The organism is Halalkalicoccus sp. CG83, assembly GCF_037081715.1.
GTDB classification, from domain to species: domain Archaea; phylum Halobacteriota; class Halobacteria; order Halobacteriales; family Halalkalicoccaceae; genus Halalkalicoccus; species Halalkalicoccus ordinarius.
The window spans coordinates 324,687-343,828 of record NZ_JAZDDH010000002.1 but is presented as its reverse complement, the minus strand read 5'-3'; the positions used below and the strand labels follow the sequence as shown (position 1 = coordinate 343,828).

The following is a 19,142-nucleotide window of genomic DNA, read 5'->3' as shown; positions in this document are numbered from 1 at the left end:
CCGGTCGCGTCCGATCGGACGGGTATGCCGAACGACGACAACGGCGACGGTGACGACGACGGCGACCGCAGACTCGTCTCGGGCTGGCAGGGTCGGTACTTCGAGGAGTTCGAGGTCGGCGACGTCTACAAACACCCGTACGGCCGGACGGTCACGGAGACGGACAACGTCTGGTTCACCAACCTGACGATGAACGTCAACCCGATGCACTTCAACGAGCCCTACGCTGCCGGGACGGAGTTCGGCGAGCGGCTCGTCGACGGGACTTTCGTCATCGCGCTCGCGGTGGGGATGAGCGTCGTCGACGTCTCGACGAACGCGACCGCGAACCTGGGCTACGACGAGATCCGACACCACGCGCCCGTCTTCCACGGCGATACGATCTTCGCCGAGAGCGAGGTGATAGAGAAGCGCGAGAGCAGCTCTCGGGACCACGTCGGCATCGTCACCACGGAGCTACGGGCGTACAACCAGAACGACGAACTGGTGCTCTCGCTCGAACGGACGCCGATGGTGCTGAAACGCGAGTACGCGGAACCCTCGGCGGCGAAGCCGCCGGGCTGGCCCGAGGGCGTGGGCACCCAGCCCGAGGAGCTCTGAATCGACGCGCCGCGGTCGGCGAGGGACGTACCGCCGAAGGCGGGCATCGAAGCGCGATCAGACGTGACGATCGAGGAAGTCTGCGATCCGGGTGTACGCTTCTATCCTGTTCTCGAGCTTGGTGAAGCCGTGGCCCTCGTCCTCGAAGATCAGCGTCTCGACGGGGACGTGCTCTGCCGCCCGATCGGCGATCTGTTCGGCCTCCCCTACGGGAACGCGGGGATCGTTCGCGCCGTGGAGGACGAACAGCGGCGCCTCGATGCGATCGACGGTGTTGATCGGCGAGATCGACTCGAGGAACTCCCGGTCCTCCTCCAGGGAACCGTACTCGGCCTCGCGAAGCTCGCGGCGCCAGTCGCCGGTGTTCTCGAGGAACGTCACGAAGTTCGCGATGCCGACGACGTCGATCCCGGCGGCCCACAGCTCGGGGTACTCCGTCATTGCTGCGAGCACCATGAACCCGCCGTAGGATCCGCCCATCGCGACGATACGGTCGTCGTCGACGAGGGGGTGGTCGTGGAGCCACTCGACGCCCGCCTCGATATCGGCGACGCTGTCCATGCGCTTCTCGACGTCGTCGAGGTGGGTGTACTCGCGGCCATACCCTGAGGAACCCCGGACGTTCGGCTCGAAGTAGGCGTAGCCCCGGTCGAGGAAGTACTGTTTTACGGGATGAAACGAGGGCCGGCGCTGGCTCTCGGGGCCGCCGTGGATGTCGACGATGGCCGGCGTCTCGTCGTTCTCCTCGCTTGCTCCCGCCGGAATCGAGAGGTAGGCCGGAACCTCGAGCCCATCGAAGCTCTCGAAGCGCACGAGTTCGGAGCCCGAGAAGCGCTCGCGGGGAATGCCACCAGTCGCCGCGTTCGTCCATCGCTCCGTCTGGCCCGTCTCCGTCTCGACGACGTAGACGTTCGTGTTCTCGACGTCGCCGGTGGCGCTCACGGCGAAGCGCTCGCCGTCGGGATCGAAGCTCACCCCGCCTGCGACCCCCTCGGGGAGGTCGGGCGCGGAGAACTCGTGGATCGTCGTCTCCCCGGCGAGTTCGCCGGAGGTGAGCTCGGTGTAACCGTCGACGTTCCGCGAGTAGACTACCCTCCCACTTTCCTCGTCGAGGCGGACCCCGTCGACGTTCCACTCGCCGTCGCCGGGCGATGCCCGGCTGTCGGACGAACTCCGTTCGTCGCTGCCCTCCTCGACGACGTCGATCTCGCCCGTCTCCGCGTCGAGCCGGGCGAGATACAGCGTGTCCGCGTCCCGATCGGTGACGAGATAGATCCCCCTGCCGTCGGGGCCCCAGTTCGTGCTCCGAAAGCGGACGTTGCCCTCGTGCGGCGTGAGGTGGGTCAGCTCCCCCGACTCGATCTCGAGGACGTAGACGTCCTGATCGAAGCTCGAGGAGGCCTCGGTGACGATCAGCCGCGAGTCGTCCGGGCTCCATCCGCCGACCTCGAGCCAGCCGTCGCCCTCGAGAACGCGTTCGGCCTCTTCGTCGTCGCGGCCCTGGACGTAGACGTCGAAGACCGACTCGTCGCGGCGGTTCGAGGCGAAGGCGAAGCGCTCGCCGTCCGACGACCAGCCGCCCCAGCGATGCTTGGCTTCCGGAGCGTCCGTCAATGGCGTGATCGTCCCGTCCTCGACGTCGAGTCGGAAGAGCTGCTGGCGCTCGTTGCCGCCCTCGTCCATCCCGAAGACGAGTTCCGGGCGCTCGGGTGAGAAGGAGGCGAAGGTCACTCGCTCGTCGTAGAAGGTATGCTGGTCGGGCCACGCGAGCGGGGAGTCGAGCGTCCACACCTGTGGGACGCCCGTGGTGTCCATCAGGAAGGAGAGTCGTTCGCCCTCGGGGCCGAAGGAGGCACCGTAGGCGCTGCGGACGCTGAGATACCGTTCGAACTCGTATGTCACGTGCCGGCGTATCACGGCGGACGCCATAGGGGTTCGGATCGCGGCACCCTCGACCGATCGGATTTATTACCCGTAGGGCGCCACCGGAGGTATGGATCGGGTGCTCCACGACCACCCCGCGGTTTACGACGCGCTGTACGCTCGCAAACCGTACGGCGAGGAGGTGGCGTTCGTGCTCGAACGGGTGCCGATGGCGGAGCGAGCGCTGGTCGTCGGCTGTGGCACCGGCGAGCACACGAGGCAGCTCGAGGAGGCGGGGGTCGACGCCGTCGGCGTCGATCCCAGCGCCGCGATGGTCCGGCGGGCGCGGGAGAAGTCCGACGCCGAGTTCCTCGTCGGCTCGCTGCCAGAGCTACCCGTGAGCGGCCGGTTCGATCTCGTCATGGTGCCCTTCACGCTGGTGAACTGCCTCGAGCCCGAGGAGCTCGCACCGGCGCTGTCGGCGCTGGCCGACCGGGTGGCCGAGGGCGGCGTCCTCGTCCTGGACACGGACGAGTTCCCCGAGATGGAGGCCCCGACGCTCCGGACCGCGAGCGGTCCCGAAGGCGACTGCGCGCGGCTCCTCCAGTGTCGTCGCCTCGAGGACCGTCGGGTGTGCATGGACGCGCTCGTCTTCGACGGCTCGTCGTGGTTCGTCGACCGACACCTGCTTACGGCGTTCGACGACGAGACGGTCGCGCTCTCGCTCGCGGAACGCGGGTTCGTCGTCAAACGACTCGACTGGGACGCCGACGAAACGGCGATGGCCGACCGTTCAGTGTTCGTCGCGAAACGAGCGTGAAACGGACGGCTCCAACGGGTCGCGTCATCTAAGAAATACGGATATCGATACGGCCGTCGAGATCGAGAAGCGAGCCGCGGAGTTACTGCTCCTCGCCGGTCTCGATCGGGGTGCGAATCATGCTGCCCCACTCGGTCCACGAGCCGTCGTAGTTGCGGACGTCCTCGAAGCCCAGCAGTTCGCGCAGCGCGAACCACTCGATCGAGGAGCGTTCGCCGACGCGGCAGTAGGCGATGGTGGACTCCGAGCCGTCGATGTCGTGCTCGGCGTAGATCTCGCGCAGTTCGTCGGCGCTCTTGAACGTGCCGTCGTCGTTCAGGATCGTCGGGACGGGAACGTTCGAGGCGCCGGGGACGTGCCCGCCGCGCTGGGCAGTCTCCTGCAGCCCTTCCGGTGCGAGAATCTCGCCGGTGAACTCCTCGGGCGAACGGACGTCGACGAGCGGCAGGCCCTGCTCGATCGCCGTCTCGATGTCGTCCCTGTACGCGCGGATCGACTCGAACGGGCCGCGGGCGTTGTACTCCTGCGGGCTGAAGTCGGGTACCTCGTCGGTCAGCGGGTAGTCGTTGCTCACCCAGTACTCCTTCCCGCCGTTGAGCACGCGAGCGTCCTCGTGGCCGTAGTACTTGAACTGCCAGTAGGCGAACAGCGCGAACCAGTTGGGGACGCGCCCGCCGCCGTAGAACACCACGGTGGTGTCCTCGGTGATGCCCGCCTCACCCATCGTCTCCTCGAACTGGTCCTTCGAGAGGATGTCGCGGGTCGTCTGGTCGGTGAAGTCCTCCTCCCAGTCGAGGAAGACGGCGCCGGGGGCGTGGCCCTCCTCGTAGGAGGTGTACTCCGAGTCGGCGGTCACGGTTGGATTGTTCACCTCGAGCAGTCGGTAGTCGGGATCGTCGCTCTGGAACTCGTCCAGGTGATCCTCTACCCAATCGGCGCTCACGACGACGTCTTTGGCATAGTCAGCTTCTGACATATCTTCTCCTTGGAGCGCCACCCTAAGGCTTCTTGGGTCACCGGCGGGAACCGTCGGTACAAGCAGGTGTCGGCAACCATTGCCTCATCCGTCGTCGGCGATCTCGGCCGCTCGCACGGCCGCGACGTTCTCGGCGACGTCGTGGACCCGAACGACGTCCGCGCCCCGTTCGGTCGCGATCGTCGTCCCGGCAACCGTTGCCGCGGTCCGGTTCCCGGCGTCGCGCTCGACCCGCTCGAACATCGACTTATGGGAGTGGCCGATCAGCACGGGACAGCCGAGCGCCTGGAGCTCGTCGGCCCGTCCCAACAGTTCGAAGCTCTCCGTTCGGGTCTTCCCGAAGCCGAGGCCGGGATCGACGACGATCTGCTCGCGATCGAGCCCCGCCTTCTCCGCGAGCAACACCCGTTCCTCGAGGTCGCGGATCACGTCCTCGACGACGTCGTCGTACTCGACCTCGCGGCCGGGATCGACGGGCGCGTCGAGGCTGTGCATCACCACCAGCGGGACGTCGTGTTCCGCGGCGACGAAGCGCATCCCCGGATCCTCGAGCCCGCTCACGTCGTTGATCACGTCCGCGCCGGCCTCCAGGGCCGCACGGGCAACCGAGGCCTTACGGGTGTCGATCGAGACCATCGCGTCCAGTCCCGCGATCCGCTCGATCACGGGGACGACGCGGTCGATCTCCTCGTCGGTCGGGACGGGCTCCGCACCGGGACGGGTGCTCTCGCCACCGACGTCGATGACGTCGACGCCGTCCTCGACCATCCGCTCGGCCCGGGCGACGGCGTCCTCGAGCGCCTCGTACCGGCCGCCGTCGTGGAAGCTGTCGGGGGTGACGTTGAGGATGCCCATCACCGCGGTGTGGTCCTCCCAGGGATAGCCGCGGGAGGAGGTCTCGACGCCGATCCCGAGTCGTCCTCGAAGCTCGCTGGCGACCACGGGCAGGCCGTAGGGCTGCTCCTCGAGCTTCTCGATCAGGCGCTTGAACTGTGCGAGCGTCCCCATCAGGACGACGTCGATCCGCTCCTCGTCCTGCTCGTTGAGCCCCGCCGTCGCACACTCGCCGCCGAGCGAGAGCAGTTCCTCCTTCAGATACTGGGCCTGGCGGCGCTGGACGCGGGTCCTCACCACGCGGTGGACCGCCTTCCCGCGCATCCGCCAGACGCCGGGTCCGGTGACGTGACTCCCCTCGAGCACTTCACGGGCGTCCGACAGATCGCGGACGCGCTTCGGGACGACCGTGCGCGTCCAGCGTTCGCGGGCCTCGGCCACCGTGAACAGCGAACCGGTGACGAGCACGCAGTCGGCAGGGCCGGCCTCCGCCAGCGCGCGTTCGAGCGCCCCCGCCACCGAGGCGCGCGTCGTCACGTCGTCGGCGCGGCGTTCGTAGACGGTCGCGAGCACCGCGCGATCCTCCGCGCGGTCGAGATCGGGCTGGGTCGCAACGACCCGGTCGGGGTGGGGGAGCGCCTCCGCCATCCCGCGGTGGTCCTTCTCGTGCATCGCGCCGATCACGAGGTGCAGGTCGTCGTACTCGAACTCCGAGAGGGTCGTCGCCACCTCCTCGCACGCCCCGGGGTTGTGCGCGCCGTCGAGCACCACCAGCGGCTCGCTACCCATTACCTCGAACCGGCCTGGCCAGTGGGCGTTTCTCAATCCGCGGGCGAGTTCCGCCTCCGAGACCGACGTCACCTGGCGGGCGAGCGCCGCCGCGACCCCCGCGTTTCGCGCCTGGTACTCGCCCAGAAGCGCCAGTCGCGTCTCGACCGACCAGTCGGGACCGTCGAGCGAGACCGCCGCCTCGGTGCCGTCGGTTCGCCCCTGATATCGCACCTGCACGTCGTTCTCCCCGTCCTCGCCGACGACGAGGGTGTCGCCAACCTGTTCCTCGACGGCCGCCAGCGCGTTGCCGGTCGCCGCGGTGACCAGCGGGGCCCCGGCGGGCGCGACGTGGGCCTTATCGCGGGCGATCTCCTCGATCGAGTCACCGAGGATTCCGGTGTGCTCGAGGGTGACGCTCGTGACCGCGCTCGCGACCGGGTCGACCACGCTGGTGGCGTCGTAGCGTCCGCCGATGCCGACCTCGAGGACCGCGACGTCGACGTCGCGGCGGCCGAACTCCCAGAGCGCCATCGCGGTCATGGTCTCGAAGAAGGTAGGGGCCTCGCCCTCGGCGGCCCGCTCGACCACGTGTGGTCTGACTCGCTCGACGAACTCGACGAGGGCCGCCTCGGTGATCGGTCGGCCGTCGACACGGATCCGCTCGCGGACGTCGTCGAGGTGGGGTGAGGTGTAGAGCCCGACCGTGAGTCCGGCCCGCCGGAGGACCGACTCGGTCATCCGCGCCGTGCTCCCCTTGCCGTTGGAGCCGGCGACTTGGACGTAATCGACGCCCTCGTGTGGGTCGTCTAGATCCGCGAGGAGGTCCGCCGTCGACTCCGTGCCGGGTTTCGGCCGGAAGCGCCGCAGATCGAAGAGAAAGTTCGCGGCGTCGTGAAACTCCATACGAGTAGCAAAAACGGCGCGCGCTTAGGAGTGTCGAAGCCCGTTCACGGCACGCATGGACGGGAGCTGCTCGCCCACGATTTCGGCCCCGGCGCGCTCGGAGAACTCACTCCAGCCGCTCGCCAGGTCGGATCGTCCCCCGCTCGATCACCTCGGAGCGCTCGGCGTGTGCGCGGGCGTTCTCGACGTAGCGATCGGCGGCGGCCGCCCACCGGGCGTCGTCGAGTTCCTTCACGACCTCCGCGGGCGTGCCGGCGACCAGCGTCCGTTCGGGCACCTCGGTTCCCTCGGTCACGAGGCTGTTGGCCCCGACGATGCTCTCCTCGCCGACCGTCACGTCGTCCAGCACGATCGCACCCATCCCGACCAGGCTTCTCACCCGGGTGATCGCGGCGTGGACGATCGCGTTGTGGCCGACGGTGGTGTAGGGGCCGATCTCGACCCCTTCGTGGAGGGTGGCGTTGTCCTGGACGTTCGCACCCTCGCCTACGGTGATGGCTCCGTGGTCGCCACGGAGGACCGCGCCCGGCCAGACGCTCGCCTCGCTCTCGATCGTCACGTCGCCGATGACGACCGCGCTCTCGTCGACGTAGGCCGAGTCGGCGATCTCCGGGACGACGCCGTCGAAGGACCTGATCATACCCCGCAGATCGGGACCCGGGTCGATAAACGTGTCCTCGGACCGTCCGCCCCGAACGGTCTTATGCCGTCCCGAAGCCTACGGGACGGGATGACCGACGAGGACGACAGACGCCGAAGCAGGCCGGAGACCGAGGACAGCTACGGAATACCCGAGGACGACGAGGGATTGCTTCCCTGGGAGTTCGTCGCCGAGGGGATGCGGGGCGATCGCAACTACTGGGTGTCGACGACGCTCCCCGACGGTCGCCCGCACGCGCGGCCCGTCTGGGGCGTCTGGCTCGACGACACGTTCCACTGCGGCGGCGGCGAGCACACACGGTGGGCGCGAAACCTCGCGGCCGGTTCGGAGATCGTCGTCCACCGAGAGAGCGGCGACGACGTCGTGATCATCGAGGGAACGGCCGGGAAACTCGCCGAGGGGAGCGCCGATCCCGAACTCGTCGAGCGCCTCGACTCAGCGTACGAGGAGAAGTACGGCGTCCGTCACGGGACGCCCTTCTGGGCGGTCCACCCGAGAAAGGTCCTCGCGTGGAGCGACTATCCGGCGGACGCGACGCGCTGGACGTTCGAGCCGTAGAATCGGTCACGGCAAGCGGATCGACCTACGGGCTCGCGGTCGATGGACGGTGGTCGTCGGCCGGGCCCCACGAGGACCGATGTCACGACTCCTCGACGTCCGCACTACAGACCGTACAGACGTCCGGTTGCCACGCGACCGAGACCCGCACCTCGCGCTCCTCCTCACAGTTCGGACAGTAATCCGTTCGCGTCTCTCCCATTCCAGACATGTTTTATGTTCTACCTGATGGTTTAAAATGCAAATTAAATAAGCGTTCTGCAAGAATGAGAAGGGTCGTTCGGTCGAGTCCGAAACGGCGGCTTCCGTTTCGCTGCATAACGGATCCCTCTCTCACGGCGCTCAGTCGTGGCGGAACGCCCGCGAGCCGGTGAAGACCATTGCCATGTCGTGTTCGTTCGCGGCCTCGATCACGTCGTCGTCGTTGACCGAGCCGCCGGGCTGGATCACGGCCTCGATGCCCGCCTCGCTGGCTTCCTCGATTCCGTCCGGGAACGGGAAGAAGGCGTCCGAGGCCATCACGGCGCCCTCGCTGTCCTTGCCCTCGGCGTGCTCCTCGGCCTTCATCGCTGCCAGCCGGACGGCGTCGACGCGGCTGACCTGGCCCATGCCGACGCCCACCGTCTCGGTTCCCTTCGCGAAGAGGATCGCGTTCGACTTGACGTGTTTGATGGTGTGCCAGGCGAACAGGAGGGAGGCGAACTCCTCCTCGCTCGGCTCGCGCTCGGTGACGACCTCCAAGTCCTCGCGGGAGAGACGCTGGTCGTCGCGCTCCTGGACGAGCCGCCCGCCCGCGAGCTGTTTCTCGCGCAGCCGGGGACCGGGCTCGCCGAACGGGCCCACGTCCAAGACGCGGAGGTTCTCCTTCTCCCGGAGGACCGACAGCGCTTCTTCACGATAATCGGGCGCGACGACGACCTCCTTGAACGACTCGGTGATCGCCTCCGCCGTCTCTTCGTCGCACGCCCGGTTGAGCGCGACGATCCCCCCGAAGGCGCTCATCGGGTCGGTCGAGAGCGCGCGGTCGTAAGCCTCGCTTACGGCGTCGGCCGTCGCACAGCCCGCGGGGTTGGTGTGCTTGATGACGGCGGCGGCGGGTTCGTCGAACTCCTTGACGAGCCCGAGCGCGGCGTCGGCGTCGTTGTAGTTGTTGTAGGAGAGCGCCTTCGCGCCCTCGTTGAGCTGTTCGGCGTGAACGACGGTGGCCTCCTCCTCGGTCTCGTCGGCGTAGAGCGCGGCCTCCTGGTGGGGGTTCTCGCCGTACCGGAGTTCGGTCGAGCGGTCCTCCGAGACGGTCCGACGGGCGGGAAATCGCCCGCCCTCGTCGCCCTCGACGCGGACCTCGCCGTCGCGCACGTCGAGGCGGTCCTCCGCGAACCATCGAACCGCGCGCGGATAGGCGCGGAACTCCGCCTCGTAGAGCACGCGCTCCTTCAGGCTCTCCTCGTCGTCGCCCTCGTAGACCGGTACCGACTCCTGGGTAACGACGGGCCCGGCGTCGACCTCTCTCGTGACGATATGTACTGTGCAGCCCGAGATGCGAACGCCCGCCTCGAGCACCTGTTCGTGGGCGTCCATCCCCGGGAACGACGGCAAGAGGGAGGGATGGACGTTGAGCGTGAGCGGCGCGTCGTCGAGGAACTCGCCGGTGAGCACGCGCATGTAGCCGTCGAGACAGACCAGGTCGACGTCGTACTCGGCGAGCGCGTCGAGGATTCGACGTTCGTGGGACGCTCGTTCCTCGCTCTCCTCGCGCTCGACGACCTCCGTGTCGATCCCCCGGTCGGCGGCCTTCTCGAGAACGGGCGCATCGGCCTGGTTCGAGAGAACCACCGCGAGCTCGGCACCGCCGGGTGCGCCGTCGGCGAGGTGCATCAGGTTGCGGCCGCGATTGCTCGCCATCCCCGCGATTCGTGTCATACTACAGGGGCCGACCGCGATCCCGAAAGTCGTTGCGATCCATTCGGAGGGGTTGTTCGAGTTCGTGTATATATCTAGTGCGAAACACCGCTCTGATGGCTATTCTATGCACGGAAGTGGTGGGAGACCGACATCGTTTTGCCGGGTGCCTCGGTAGCCGGCCGTATGAACCAGGAACAGCGGTCGGATCCCCTCTACGCCGTCTCGCCGCTCGACGGCCGATACGCAGGTAGGACGGCGCCGCTCTCGCCGTACGCGAGCGAGGCGGGGCTGATGCGCGCCCGCGTGCGCGTCGAGGTCGAGTATCTGCTCGCGCTCGCGGAGCTCGACGCCACGCCGCTCGTGATCGACGCCGAGCGACGAGAGGAGCTTCGAGGGCTCTACGAGCGGTTCGGCCCCGAGGACGCCCGGCTGATAAAGCGCATCGAGACCGAGGGCTACGGCCCGTACGACGCGACCAACCACGACGTGAAGGCGATCGAGTACTTCGTCCGCGAGGGGCTCCCTGAGAACGTCGGCGAACAGTGGATCCACTTCGGGCTGACGAGCGAGGACGTGAACAACCTCGCCCACCGATTGCTCCTCCGTCCGGCGGTCGAGGAGGTGCTCGTCCCCGCGCTCCGAGAGGTCCGGGACGCGCTCTCCGACCTCGCGCGCGAACACCGTGACGTTCCGATGCTCGCACGCACCCACGGCCAGCCCGCCACCCCCACGACGTTCGGCAAGGAGATGGCGGTCTACGCCGCCCGCCTCGGGCGGGCGCTCGGCCGGATCCAGGGCGCGACGAACGGACTCTCGGGGAAGCTCGCTGGTGCCTCCGGCACCTACGCCGCCCACACGGTGGCCTATCCCGACGTCGACTGGCGGGCGTTCTCGCGGGAGTTCGTCGAGGGGCTGGGGCTCAAGCACGTCGCGCTGACGACGCAGGTCAACCCGTGTGACGACCTCGCCGAACTGTTCGACGCCCTCAGAGGAGCGAACGACGTCCTGTTGGACCTCGACCGCGACGTGTGGCTCTACGTCTCCGATCGGTATCTCGGCCAGGACGCGGTGGAGGGCGAGACGGGCTCCTCGACGATGCCGCACAAGGTCAACCCGATCGACTTCGAGAACAGCGAGGGCAACCTCTCGAAGGCCAACTCCGATCTCGGCTTTCTCGGGGAGTACGTCACCAAATCGCGCCTCCAGCGCGACCTCTCCGACTCGACCGTGAAGCGTAACATCGGCGCGGCGCTCGCCCACTGTCTGATCGGCTACGGCAAGTGCGAGACCGGGCTCTCGAAGGTCACGCCCAACGAGCGGGTGATGCGCGAGGAGCTGGAGGCGAACCCCGAGGTGATCGGCGAGGCCGTTCAAACCGTCTTGCGCCGTGAAGGCCACACCGACGCCTACGAGCGGGTGAAGGAGCTCTCGCGCGGTCGGCGGACCTCCCTCGACGATTTCAGGGAGCTGTTCGAGGAGCTGGACGTCGACGAACGAACCCGAGAGGAGCTCATGACGTTGACGCCCGCCGGATACACGGGGCTCGCGAGCGAGCTGGTCGACGACGTCGACGGATAACGTTACTACGGACCCGACCCCACCTGCGCGCATGAACGTCGTCTCCACGTCGCCGTCGGGTACGGAGATCTGCTGTGCGCTCGGCGTCGAACCCGTCGCGGTCTCGCACGCCTGTGACTACCCGCCTCGCGTCGCGGAGCTTCCCTCGATCGACTTCTCCCGAGTTCGCGGCGAGTCGAGCGCCGAGCGCCACGACCGCGTCCGAACCGTGAGCGCCGAGGGCCACGTCTACCGTCTCGACGTCGAGACCCTCCGGGAGGTGGGACCCGACCTGATCCTCAGCCAGGAGGTCTGTGGGGTCTGTGCGGTCGATACGACGCTCGTGGACGAAGTGCTCTGCGACCTCGATACGGACCCCGACGTCGTGGGCCTGCGGGCGAACACGCTCGATGACCTCTTCTCGTGTATCGAGCGGGTGGGTGAGGCGGTCGGCCGCGAGGAATGTGCGAGCGAACTGAACGCGGAACTGCGCCGACGTCTCGATACGATCGATCGTCAAGTTAAGGGACGAGAGCGCCCGCGCGTGGCGATCCTCGAGTGGCTCGACCCGCCGATCGCGGCGGGAAACTGGGTGCCCGAGCTGGTCGAGCACGCCGGCGGCGAGTACGGGCTCGCGTCGCCGGGCGACCGGACGGTCGAACTCGATTGGGAGGAGGTACGAGAATACGACCCCGAGGTGCTCGTCGCCGCCCCCTGTGGCTACGACGTCGAGACGACGCTCGCTAGGCGCGAGGAGCTACTCGATCGCGAGGGATGGAAGGAGCTGTCGGCCGTTAGAAACGGTCGAGTCTACGCGATGGACGGCGCGAGCTACCTCAACCGATGGAGTCCCCGACTCGTCGATGCGGCCGAGCGCCTCGCCGCCTGCCTACATCCCGACGAGTTCGGCCCGCCGCCCGCGGACGTCGCGGCGCTGTCGGCAGAGCGGTCGACGTGAACCGGCGAGCGTGCCGTTTTTGGAAGGGAGTCGCGTCCGCGAAGACGAGCGAAGGAATCCAGTGGAGAGCCATGGTCGAACCCCTCCGTGGGGAGGCCTACCGTTCTACCCGAGGAGCGACGACACGGCGGTCTCGAGGATCGACGCCGCGCGTTCGACGTCCTCCACCCGGACGTACTCGCGGTCGCCGTGGGCGACGGCGCCCCGTTCGTCGGCCAGCACGCCCGGCCCGAAGACGACGGTGGGGGCCTCGCTCGCGAAGTACGAGGCCTCGGTCGCGGCGGTAAAGGGTCTGACCGTCCCGGCACCCGCCCCGACGAGTGCCTCGACGACTCGTTCGTCGTCGGGCGTCTCGAACGCCTCGAGGAACGGCGTCTCCCGCTCGGTGAACCGAAACGTCGCCTCGACGTCGGGAACGTTCGAATCGAGGTGATCCGAGACCGCCTCGGCGAACCCCTCGGCGGTCTCGGGGGGAACGCTGCGGCGATCGAGCGTGATCCGACACGCCGCGGGCACCTGGTTGGTCGCCGATCCGCCCTCGATCACGGTGGGCGTGAGCGTCGGCACGCCGAGTTCCGGATGCGGATCGCGGTCGGCGTCGAACCCCTCGAGCGCCGCGAGTACTCGGCCGGCGTCCCGGATCGCGTTCTCGCCCTCCTGCGGTTCCGCGGCGTGGGCGTTCTCGCCGTTGATCGCGAGAGAGCCCTCGAATCGACCCTTCGCGGCATTACAGACGTCGAGATCGGTCGGCTCGCCGACGATGCAGGCGTCGAAGTCGAGCGACAGCGCGTGAGCGCCCGTCGAGAGCGTCTCCTCGTCCGGCGTGATCGCGAGCGTCACCCGGCCCGCGGGTTCGACGGCGAGAAACGCCGCGAGTAGCGCTGCGAGCGGCCCCTTCGCGTCACAGGAACCGCGCCCGTGGATCACGCCCTCCTCGCGCTCGTAGGGGACGTGCGGCGAGACGGTGTCGATATGGGTGTTGAGCAGGAGGTGGGGCTCGCCCCTCCCCCGGGAGGCGAGGACGTTGCCGGCGTCGTCTACCGTCGGTTCGACGCCGTGTTCACGCAGGGTCTCACACAGGAACTCGCGCATCTCCGTGACGTCCTCGTGGGAGGGGAGCTGCACCACGCGTTCGAGGAAGTCGATCGGGTCGAACGCGCCGGTCATGGCAGTGGGAGTTCACCCGCTCCCTCGAACTCGACGGGACCCGAGAGGGTGGCCGGCCCCTCGTCGGGAACCGTCACGAGCAGATCGCCGCCCGGCGGCGAAACGCGTACTCGAGAATCCTCGGCGAGGCCGAGTCGCCGCGCGATCGCGGCGATCGCGACCGCGCCCGTACCACAGGAACGGGTCTCGCCCTCGACGCCGCGTTCGAAGGTGCGCCCGTCGAACCCACCGCCGCCCCTTCGGGGGGCGGCGGCGTTGACGTTCGCGCCCTCGGGGAAGACGTCGGCGTGACGGATCGGCGGCGCCATCGCCTCGAGGTCGACGGTAGAGACGTCCTCGACGAACGTGACTACGTGGGGGACGCCGGTGTTCACCGCGGTCACCTCCCAGCCCTCGATCTCCTCTCGAATCAACGGCTCCTCGCGTTCGGGTGCGAGCGGAACCTCACCGGGAGCGAACGACGGCTCGCCCATCTCGATCTCGATGGTCCCGTCGCCGATGCGAGCCCGGCGATCGCCCGCGGGCGTCTCGATGACGAACTCCCGATCGTCCGTCCGTTCGCGCTCGTCGAGGCCCTCGCTTCGCTCGCGCCTCGCGGCCCACCGTGCGACGCAGCGCGCGCCGTTGCCGCACATCGCCGCGGTCCCGCCGTCGGGCTGGTAGAGGCGCATCCGAACGCGCGGGGGCTCGCCGCCCTCGTCCTCGTCTTCGAGCGAGAGGACGAGCACGCCGTCGGCACCCACGCGGCCGTTCACCTCGATGCCGGTCTCGCGGTCGCAGTGCTCGACCGCGAACGCGCCCCAGTCCTCGACCGAAGCGCCGGCCTCGACGGCGATGAAGTCGTTCCCGGTGCCGTGGTACTTCTCGTAGCTTACACCCATGGTACCCTCCGTTCGAGCCGCGTGACGTCGGCGATCGTCTCCCGCCGGCGGTCGACCGCGTCGTTCGTCCCGTCGACGACGACCGTCGCGGGTCGGGGCCGGCTGTTGTACTGGTTCGACATCTCGTAGCCGTAGGCGCCGGCGTTGCCGATCGCGAGCGGATCGCCGCGCTCGGGGATGGGCAAGGCGTGGGTGCCGAACGTGTCCCCGCTCTCGCAGATCGGACCCGCGACGGTCGACGCGACACGCTCGCGGTCCTCGGCATCGGGTGCGAGCGAACGCATCTCGTGATGGGCGTCGTACATCGCCGGGCGCGCGAGGTGGGTCATCCCGGCGTCGATCCCGACGACGCGGCCGTCCGCGACGGGCTTGACCGTGTTGACCCGCGTCAGGAGGACGCCCGCGTCGGCGACGAGATACCGGCCGGGCTCGACGGCGAGCGTCGCCTCGACCTCGCCGAGCGCCTCGCGGGTGGCGCGGGCGACGCTCTCGAGGTCGAGCGGCTCCTCCTCGGGACGGTAGGGAACGCCGAAGCCGCCGCCGACGTCGACGAACTCGAGGGCGACCGGCGACTCGCGGGCCAGCTGGCCCATCCGCGAGACGAGCTCGCGATGCGAGTCGAGCGCCTCGCCCGAGATGCCGCTGCCGGCGTGGGCGTGGATCCCGACGACGTCGAAGCCACGCTCGTCGGCCTCGGCGAGCGTTTTTCGAGCCCTGTCGTAGGGAACGCCGAACTTCGCGTCCGCGCCCGTCTGCACCTTCTCGTGGTGGCCCGCGCCGACGCCCGGGTTGACGCGGAGACAGAGCCGGCCGTCGAAGCCACGCTCCTCGAGTCGGTCGATCGTGTCGCGCGCGCCGACGGTGATCGTCAGCTCCGGACGTTCGCTCGCGGTCTCGGCGGCGTAGTCGAGGTCCTCCCCTGGCGGGTTGACCGCGGTGTACTGGACGCGTTCGGCGGGACAGCCCGCCGCGAGCGCCCGTTCGACCTCGCCCGCGGAGGCACACTCGATGCCCGCGCCGGCGGCGACCAGCGTTCGGAGCACCGCCCGTGAGGTGTTGGCCTTCGCCGCGTACCGCACGTCGGCATCGGGGAAGGCGCTCGCCATCCGGGCGTAGTTCTCGCGGACCCGCTCTAAGTCCTGGACGTACAGCGGCGTCCCGTGCTCGTCGGCGAGTTCCCGGAGCCGACCCGCGTCCCAGTCGGAAAGCCGCCTGACCGGCGGGTTCTCCGTCGTCGCCGTCGTGCTCGTTCGGCTCATCGTCACTCCCGCAGCGCCGCCTCCCGGCGCGTCGCGTCGAGCGTCTCGCTCTCGACGTCGAGGGCGACGACTGCGGGCTTGTACGCCCCGCCCTCGAACAGTTCGTGATCGCCCAGGTCGGACTCGACGTACCGGGTGAACGCGCGACGTTCCGGCGGGAGCTCGCCGTAGACGACCTCCTCCTCGACGAGGTCGTAGATCGGAATCCGAGGGGTGAGCAGCGTGTTCTCGCCGACGATCGAGTCCTCGCCGACGACGAACCCGCTCGTCACGCGACAGCCCGCGCCGAGGGAAACGCCGTCCTCGACGACGACCGGCGCGCTCTCGACGGGCTCGAGGACGCCGCCGATCAGCGTGTTCGCGCCGAGTTTCACGTCCGAGCCGATCTGTGCACACGAGCCGACGGTGTCACAGGAGTCGACGAGCGTTCCGCTCCCGACGTGGGCGCCGACGTTGACGAACGCGGGGCTCATCAGAATCGCGTCGCCACCGACGTGGGCGCCCCGGCGGATCACCGTCCCGTCGGGCGTGTTTCGGGTGCCGCGCTCGCCGAGATCGCTCGTCTCGCGAAGCGGGAGCACGTCGTGGTAGGTGACGTCGCCGTAGGTACGAGGACGGGTCTCGCGCAGGCCGAAGTTGAGCAGGATGCCTCGCTTCACCCAGGCGTTTGCCCTCCACTCTCCCGAGCGCTTCTCGGCCGCCCGCACCTCGCCGCCCTCGAGTGCGTCGAGGAAGGCGTCAAGGGTAGCGAGGTGGCCGTCGCTCGCGTTCGCGGCGTCGATCTCGCCCGCGTCGTAGCGTTCCCAGAGATCGGAGATCTCCCCTTCGAGCTGTGTCATGTGGAGCCATCCGCGAGCACGTCGGAAAAGTCGTACCATCCCGGCGAGCGCCCCGCGAGCCAGTCGGCGGCGTCGAGCGCGCCCGCGGCGAACACCCCGCGGCTCTCGGCGCGATGCGTCAGTCGAAGCTCCTCGTGGTTGTCCGCGAGCAGCACCTCGTGTTCGCCGGTTATATCGCCGGCCCGGCGGGCGTGGACGCCGATCTCGCCCGGCTCACGAGGTGCCTCGCCCTCGCGGCCGTGGACGTGCCCGCCCGCTTCGTCTCGTCTCTCCTCGATCGCGTCGAGGACGCTCCTGGCGGTGCCGCTCGGGGCGTCGAGCTTGCCGTTGTGATGGGTCTCGGTCACCTCGACGTCGTAGCCCGGAAGCGCCTCGACGGCCGCCCGTACCACGCTCAGGAGCCCCTGGACGCCGCGCGCGAAGTTGGCGGCCTTCAGTACGGGTACTCGCGTACTGGCGTCGCGGAGCGCGGCGAGATCCGCGTCGTCGAACCCGGTCGTACCGACGACCGCGGGGACGCCCGCCTCGGCGCAGGCCTCGACGTAGTCGACGCTCGCCTCGGGGACGGTGAAGTCGATGGCGACCTCGGGCTCGCGCGCCTCGAGCAGCGCTCCGAACTCGCTCGCCGGCTCTATTTCGACGCCGTCGAACTCGCCGCGACTGCTGTCACTGACCGCGAGAACGATCTCACAGCCCTCGCGCTCGCGGGCCGCCGAGAGCACCTCCCGACCCATTCGACCCGTGGCGCCGGTGACCGCGAGCCTCACGCTTCGGCCCCGACCTCGGGTGTCGGCTCCTCCTCGAGGTCCGAGAGGATCCGCTCCAACTCGTCGCGGTGCTCCTCGGAGAGCCGCGAGAGCGGCGAGCGCAGGTGGGGCCCACCGTGGCCGCGGATCGAGAGCGCTTCCTTGACGGGGATGGGATTGGACTCGACGAACAGCGCGCGAACGAGCGGGCCGAGGTCGTGGTGGAGCTCGCGGGCGCGCTCGTAGTCGTTCCCGAGGGCGGCCTCGACCATCGCACAGGTCCGCTCGGGTTCGACGTTCGCGGCGACGCTGATCGCGCCCGTCCCGCCGACCGAGAGCGTCGGCAGGGTGAGTCCGTCGTCGCCCGAGAGGACGGTGAACGACTCCTCGCGGGTTCGCTCGATCACCTCGCTGATCCGCCCGAGGTCGCCGCTGGCGGCCTTGTAGCCGACGACGTTCTCGTGTTCGGCCAACGAGACCGCGGTCTCGACGGCGATGTCCCGGCCCGTGCGCCCGGGAACGTTGTAGATGATCTGTGGGAGGTCGACCGCGTCGGCGGTCGCGCGGTAGTGGGCCTCCATCCCCGCGGGCTCGGGACGGTTGTAGTACGGCGAGATCAAAAGCAGGCCGTCCGCGCCAGCCTCGGCCGATCGCTCGGAGAGCTCGATCGCCTCGGCGGTGTTGTTCGAGCCGCTGCCCGCGATGACGGGCACGTCCTCTGCGGCCTCGACGACGCACTCGACGACCTCGACGTGTTCGTCGTGGGTGAGCGTCGCGCTCTCGCCCGTCGAGCCGACGGGAACGAGCCCGTCGACGCCGGCGCGTTCGAGGCGCCGCGTGTCGTCCGCGAGCTGGTCGAAGTCGATGCTTCCGTCGGGTTCGAACGGCGTCGCCATCGCGGGGAAGACGCCGTGGTAGGGGTCGTACGCTGTCATTGGTTTCGGTGGATCTGGATGGTCGGTCTGCGCGCACTGGCTCGGAACGGGCCCCGGACGAGGTCGCCACGCTCGCCGGGAGCCCTCATCGTGCGCGTTTTTTCAGAAGAGCGCCGAACGGCACGCTGCTCCGGGCGAGCGTCGAACGTGCCGGTCGCGTCATACCCCAATCAGCACCGTCGTTCCACTTAGCCCTTGTGCCTCGGGCGAACGCTGCCGGCCCTGGTCGAACTCGACGGCACCAGCGGCTCGACGACCCGCTCGCAGGCGGAACGGAACCGTTCGGAAGGATAATATAAACGAACCGTTTTACCGCACCGGCTTCACACGTGGGGGTATGACCGAGATCCACCAGGACCAACGCGTCGCCGTTCTGGTCGACGCACAGAACCTCTATCACTCCTCACACAGCGTCTACTCCCGAAACATCGACTACTCCTCGCTGCTCGAGAAGGCAGTCCAGGGACGATCGCTCACGCGCGCGATCGCCTACGTGATCCGCGCGCAGTCGCCCGACGAGGAGAGCTTCTTCAACGCGCTGGCGGACATCGGATTCGAGACGAAGATCAAGGACATCAAGACGTTCGGCGACGGCTCGAAGAAGGCCGACTGGGACGTCGGGATGAGCCTCGACGCCGTGACGCTCGCCTCCCACGTCGATACGATCGTCCTCTGTACGGGTGACGGCGACTTCTCCCGGCTCTGTTCGCATCTCCGCCACGAGGGCGTCCGCGTCGAGGTGATGGCGTTCGGGCAGTCCACGGCCGAGGAGCTGCGCGAGGCGACCGACGCGTTCGTCGACCTCTCCGAGCGCGAGGAGACGTTTCTGCTGTAGGCAAACGGCGGTCACGGTCGATCGAGATCGACCCCAGCCGCCGACGCGAGCGTTTCCATTGACGGAATCTTTTTCGT

General features: G+C 68.6%; 18 protein-coding genes. 6 read left to right on the top strand and 12 right to left on the bottom strand.

Features of this window, described 5'->3' with window-relative positions:
• Positions 1 to 24 precede the first annotated feature (24 nt).
• Positions 25 to 600: a MaoC family dehydratase gene (locus V0Z78_RS15325; RefSeq protein WP_336345539.1), complete on the top strand. Its 576-nt coding sequence runs from the start codon at positions 25 to 27 to the stop codon at positions 598 to 600.
• Positions 601 to 657: 57 nt separating this feature from the next.
• Here the strand turns inward: V0Z78_RS15325 and V0Z78_RS15320 are convergent, their stop codons facing one another.
• Positions 658 to 2,529, bottom strand: coding sequence for a S9 family peptidase (locus V0Z78_RS15320; protein ID WP_336345538.1), 1,872 nt, complete (start codon positions 2,527 to 2,529; stop codon positions 658 to 660).
• Positions 2,530 to 2,593: 64 nt separating this feature from the next.
• Between V0Z78_RS15320 and V0Z78_RS15315 the strand changes: the two genes are divergently transcribed.
• Positions 2,594 to 3,283 carry a class I SAM-dependent methyltransferase gene (locus V0Z78_RS15315; RefSeq protein ID WP_336345537.1) on the top strand — a complete coding sequence of 230 codons (690 nt, stop codon included), beginning with the start codon at positions 2,594 to 2,596 and terminating at the stop codon, positions 3,281 to 3,283.
• A gap of 82 nt (positions 3,284 to 3,365) precedes the next feature.
• Here the strand turns inward: V0Z78_RS15315 and V0Z78_RS15310 are convergent, their stop codons facing one another.
• From V0Z78_RS15310 to V0Z78_RS15300, 3 genes are all read right to left on the bottom strand, one after another.
• Positions 3,366 to 4,259: a sulfurtransferase gene (locus tag V0Z78_RS15310; protein ID WP_336345536.1), complete on the bottom strand. Its 894-nt coding sequence runs from the start codon at positions 4,257 to 4,259 to the stop codon at positions 3,366 to 3,368.
• An 84-nt stretch (positions 4,260 to 4,343) separates the two neighbouring features.
• Entirely contained in the window at positions 4,344 to 6,767 is a 2,424-nt protein-coding gene (gene folP, locus V0Z78_RS15305) for a dihydropteroate synthase (protein ID WP_336345535.1), read from the bottom strand.
• A 106-nt stretch (positions 6,768 to 6,873) separates the two neighbouring features.
• Entirely contained in the window at positions 6,874 to 7,407 is a 534-nt protein-coding gene (locus V0Z78_RS15300; RefSeq protein WP_336345534.1) for a gamma carbonic anhydrase family protein, read from the bottom strand.
• 90 nt (positions 7,408 to 7,497) lie between these two features.
• Between V0Z78_RS15300 and V0Z78_RS15295 the strand changes: the two genes are divergently transcribed.
• Complete coding sequence (locus tag V0Z78_RS15295; RefSeq protein WP_336345533.1) at positions 7,498 to 7,986, top strand: pyridoxamine 5'-phosphate oxidase family protein; 489 nt, start codon at positions 7,498 to 7,500, stop codon at positions 7,984 to 7,986.
• Between the two features lie 82 nt (positions 7,987 to 8,068).
• Here the strand turns inward: V0Z78_RS15295 and V0Z78_RS15290 are convergent, their stop codons facing one another.
• Together V0Z78_RS15290 and purH are read right to left on the bottom strand one after the other, a co-directional pair.
• A complete protein-coding gene (locus V0Z78_RS15290; RefSeq protein WP_336345532.1) occupies positions 8,069 to 8,197 on the bottom strand; it encodes a hypothetical protein in 129 nt (42 codons plus the stop codon).
• Positions 8,198 to 8,328: 131 nt separating this feature from the next.
• Positions 8,329 to 9,906, bottom strand: a complete 1,578-nt coding sequence (gene purH, locus V0Z78_RS15285) for a bifunctional phosphoribosylaminoimidazolecarboxamide formyltransferase/IMP cyclohydrolase (protein WP_336345531.1) — start codon at positions 9,904 to 9,906, stop codon at positions 8,329 to 8,331.
• 165 nt (positions 9,907 to 10,071) lie between these two features.
• Here purH and purB point away from each other — a divergent pair, with 165 nt between their 5' ends.
• Together purB and V0Z78_RS15275 are read left to right on the top strand one after the other, a co-directional pair.
• Positions 10,072 to 11,466, top strand: coding sequence for an adenylosuccinate lyase (purB, locus tag V0Z78_RS15280; protein ID WP_336345530.1), 1,395 nt, complete (start codon positions 10,072 to 10,074; stop codon positions 11,464 to 11,466).
• Positions 11,467 to 11,497: 31 nt separating this feature from the next.
• Complete coding sequence (locus V0Z78_RS15275) at positions 11,498 to 12,403, top strand: ABC transporter substrate-binding protein (protein WP_336345529.1); 906 nt, start codon at positions 11,498 to 11,500, stop codon at positions 12,401 to 12,403.
• 105 nt (positions 12,404 to 12,508) lie between these two features.
• On the opposite strand, the gene V0Z78_RS15270 is transcribed toward V0Z78_RS15275, so the two are convergent.
• From V0Z78_RS15270 to dapA, 6 genes are read right to left on the bottom strand one after another with little or no spacing between them, the layout of a single operon-like run.
• Entirely contained in the window at positions 12,509 to 13,570 is a 1,062-nt protein-coding gene (locus V0Z78_RS15270; RefSeq protein WP_336345528.1) for a M20 family metallopeptidase, read from the bottom strand.
• Positions 13,567 to 14,451: a diaminopimelate epimerase gene (dapF, locus tag V0Z78_RS15265; protein ID WP_336345527.1), complete on the bottom strand. Its 885-nt coding sequence runs from the start codon at positions 14,449 to 14,451 to the stop codon at positions 13,567 to 13,569. Before dapF ends, V0Z78_RS15270 begins: the two co-directional genes overlap by 4 nt.
• Complete coding sequence (gene lysA, locus V0Z78_RS15260; RefSeq protein ID WP_336345526.1) at positions 14,442 to 15,710, bottom strand: diaminopimelate decarboxylase; 1,269 nt, start codon at positions 15,708 to 15,710, stop codon at positions 14,442 to 14,444. The genes dapF and lysA overlap by 10 nt, the downstream gene beginning before the upstream one ends.
• A 2-nt stretch (positions 15,711 to 15,712) precedes the next feature.
• Entirely contained in the window at positions 15,713 to 16,549 is an 837-nt protein-coding gene (locus V0Z78_RS15255; protein ID WP_336345525.1) for a 2,3,4,5-tetrahydropyridine-2,6-dicarboxylate N-succinyltransferase, read from the bottom strand.
• Positions 16,546 to 17,283 carry a 4-hydroxy-tetrahydrodipicolinate reductase gene (gene dapB, locus V0Z78_RS15250; RefSeq protein ID WP_409338752.1) on the bottom strand — a complete coding sequence of 246 codons (738 nt, stop codon included), beginning with the start codon at positions 17,281 to 17,283 and terminating at the stop codon, positions 16,546 to 16,548. The genes V0Z78_RS15255 and dapB overlap by 4 nt, the downstream gene beginning before the upstream one ends.
• A 29-nt stretch (positions 17,284 to 17,312) precedes the next feature.
• Positions 17,313 to 18,230 carry a 4-hydroxy-tetrahydrodipicolinate synthase gene (dapA, locus tag V0Z78_RS15245; RefSeq protein ID WP_336345523.1) on the bottom strand — a complete coding sequence of 306 codons (918 nt, stop codon included), beginning with the start codon at positions 18,228 to 18,230 and terminating at the stop codon, positions 17,313 to 17,315.
• 337 nt (positions 18,231 to 18,567) lie between these two features.
• On the opposite strand from dapA, the gene V0Z78_RS15240 reads away from it, so the two are divergent.
• Entirely contained in the window at positions 18,568 to 19,065 is a 498-nt protein-coding gene (locus tag V0Z78_RS15240; RefSeq protein ID WP_336345522.1) for a LabA-like NYN domain-containing protein, read from the top strand.
• The last annotated feature ends 77 nt before the right edge of the window (positions 19,066 to 19,142 follow it).

Excerpts from the sequence above, each read along its gene's own strand:
- V0Z78_RS15325 (WP_336345539.1), top strand. The coding sequence starts at position 25 with ATGCCGAACGACGACAACGGCGACGGTGACGACGACGGCGACCGCAGA.
- V0Z78_RS15320 (WP_336345538.1), bottom strand. The coding sequence starts at position 2,529 with ATGGCGTCCGCCGTGATACGCCGGCACGTGACATACGAGTTCGAACGG.
- V0Z78_RS15315 (WP_336345537.1), top strand. The coding sequence starts at position 2,594 with ATGGATCGGGTGCTCCACGACCACCCCGCGGTTTACGACGCGCTGTAC.
- V0Z78_RS15310 (WP_336345536.1), bottom strand. The coding sequence starts at position 4,259 with ATGTCAGAAGCTGACTATGCCAAAGACGTCGTCGTGAGCGCCGATTGG.
- folP (WP_336345535.1), bottom strand. The coding sequence starts at position 6,767 with ATGGAGTTTCACGACGCCGCGAACTTTCTCTTCGATCTGCGGCGCTTC.
- V0Z78_RS15300 (WP_336345534.1), bottom strand. The coding sequence starts at position 7,407 with ATGATCAGGTCCTTCGACGGCGTCGTCCCGGAGATCGCCGACTCGGCC.
- V0Z78_RS15295 (WP_336345533.1), top strand. The coding sequence starts at position 7,498 with ATGACCGACGAGGACGACAGACGCCGAAGCAGGCCGGAGACCGAGGAC.
- V0Z78_RS15290 (WP_336345532.1), bottom strand. The coding sequence starts at position 8,197 with ATGTCTGGAATGGGAGAGACGCGAACGGATTACTGTCCGAACTGTGAG.
- purH (WP_336345531.1), bottom strand. The coding sequence starts at position 9,906 with ATGACACGAATCGCGGGGATGGCGAGCAATCGCGGCCGCAACCTGATG.
- purB (WP_336345530.1), top strand. The coding sequence starts at position 10,072 with ATGAACCAGGAACAGCGGTCGGATCCCCTCTACGCCGTCTCGCCGCTC.
- V0Z78_RS15275 (WP_336345529.1), top strand. The coding sequence starts at position 11,498 with ATGAACGTCGTCTCCACGTCGCCGTCGGGTACGGAGATCTGCTGTGCG.
- V0Z78_RS15270 (WP_336345528.1), bottom strand. The coding sequence starts at position 13,570 with ATGACCGGCGCGTTCGACCCGATCGACTTCCTCGAACGCGTGGTGCAG.
- dapF (WP_336345527.1), bottom strand. The coding sequence starts at position 14,451 with ATGGGTGTAAGCTACGAGAAGTACCACGGCACCGGGAACGACTTCATC.
- lysA (WP_336345526.1), bottom strand. The coding sequence starts at position 15,710 with ATGAGCCGAACGAGCACGACGGCGACGACGGAGAACCCGCCGGTCAGG.
- V0Z78_RS15255 (WP_336345525.1), bottom strand. The coding sequence starts at position 16,549 with ATGACACAGCTCGAAGGGGAGATCTCCGATCTCTGGGAACGCTACGAC.
- dapB (WP_409338752.1), bottom strand. The coding sequence starts at position 17,283 with ATGGGTCGGGAGGTGCTCTCGGCGGCCCGCGAGCGCGAGGGCTGTGAG.
- dapA (WP_336345523.1), bottom strand. The coding sequence starts at position 18,230 with ATGACAGCGTACGACCCCTACCACGGCGTCTTCCCCGCGATGGCGACG.
- V0Z78_RS15240 (WP_336345522.1), top strand. The coding sequence starts at position 18,568 with ATGACCGAGATCCACCAGGACCAACGCGTCGCCGTTCTGGTCGACGCA.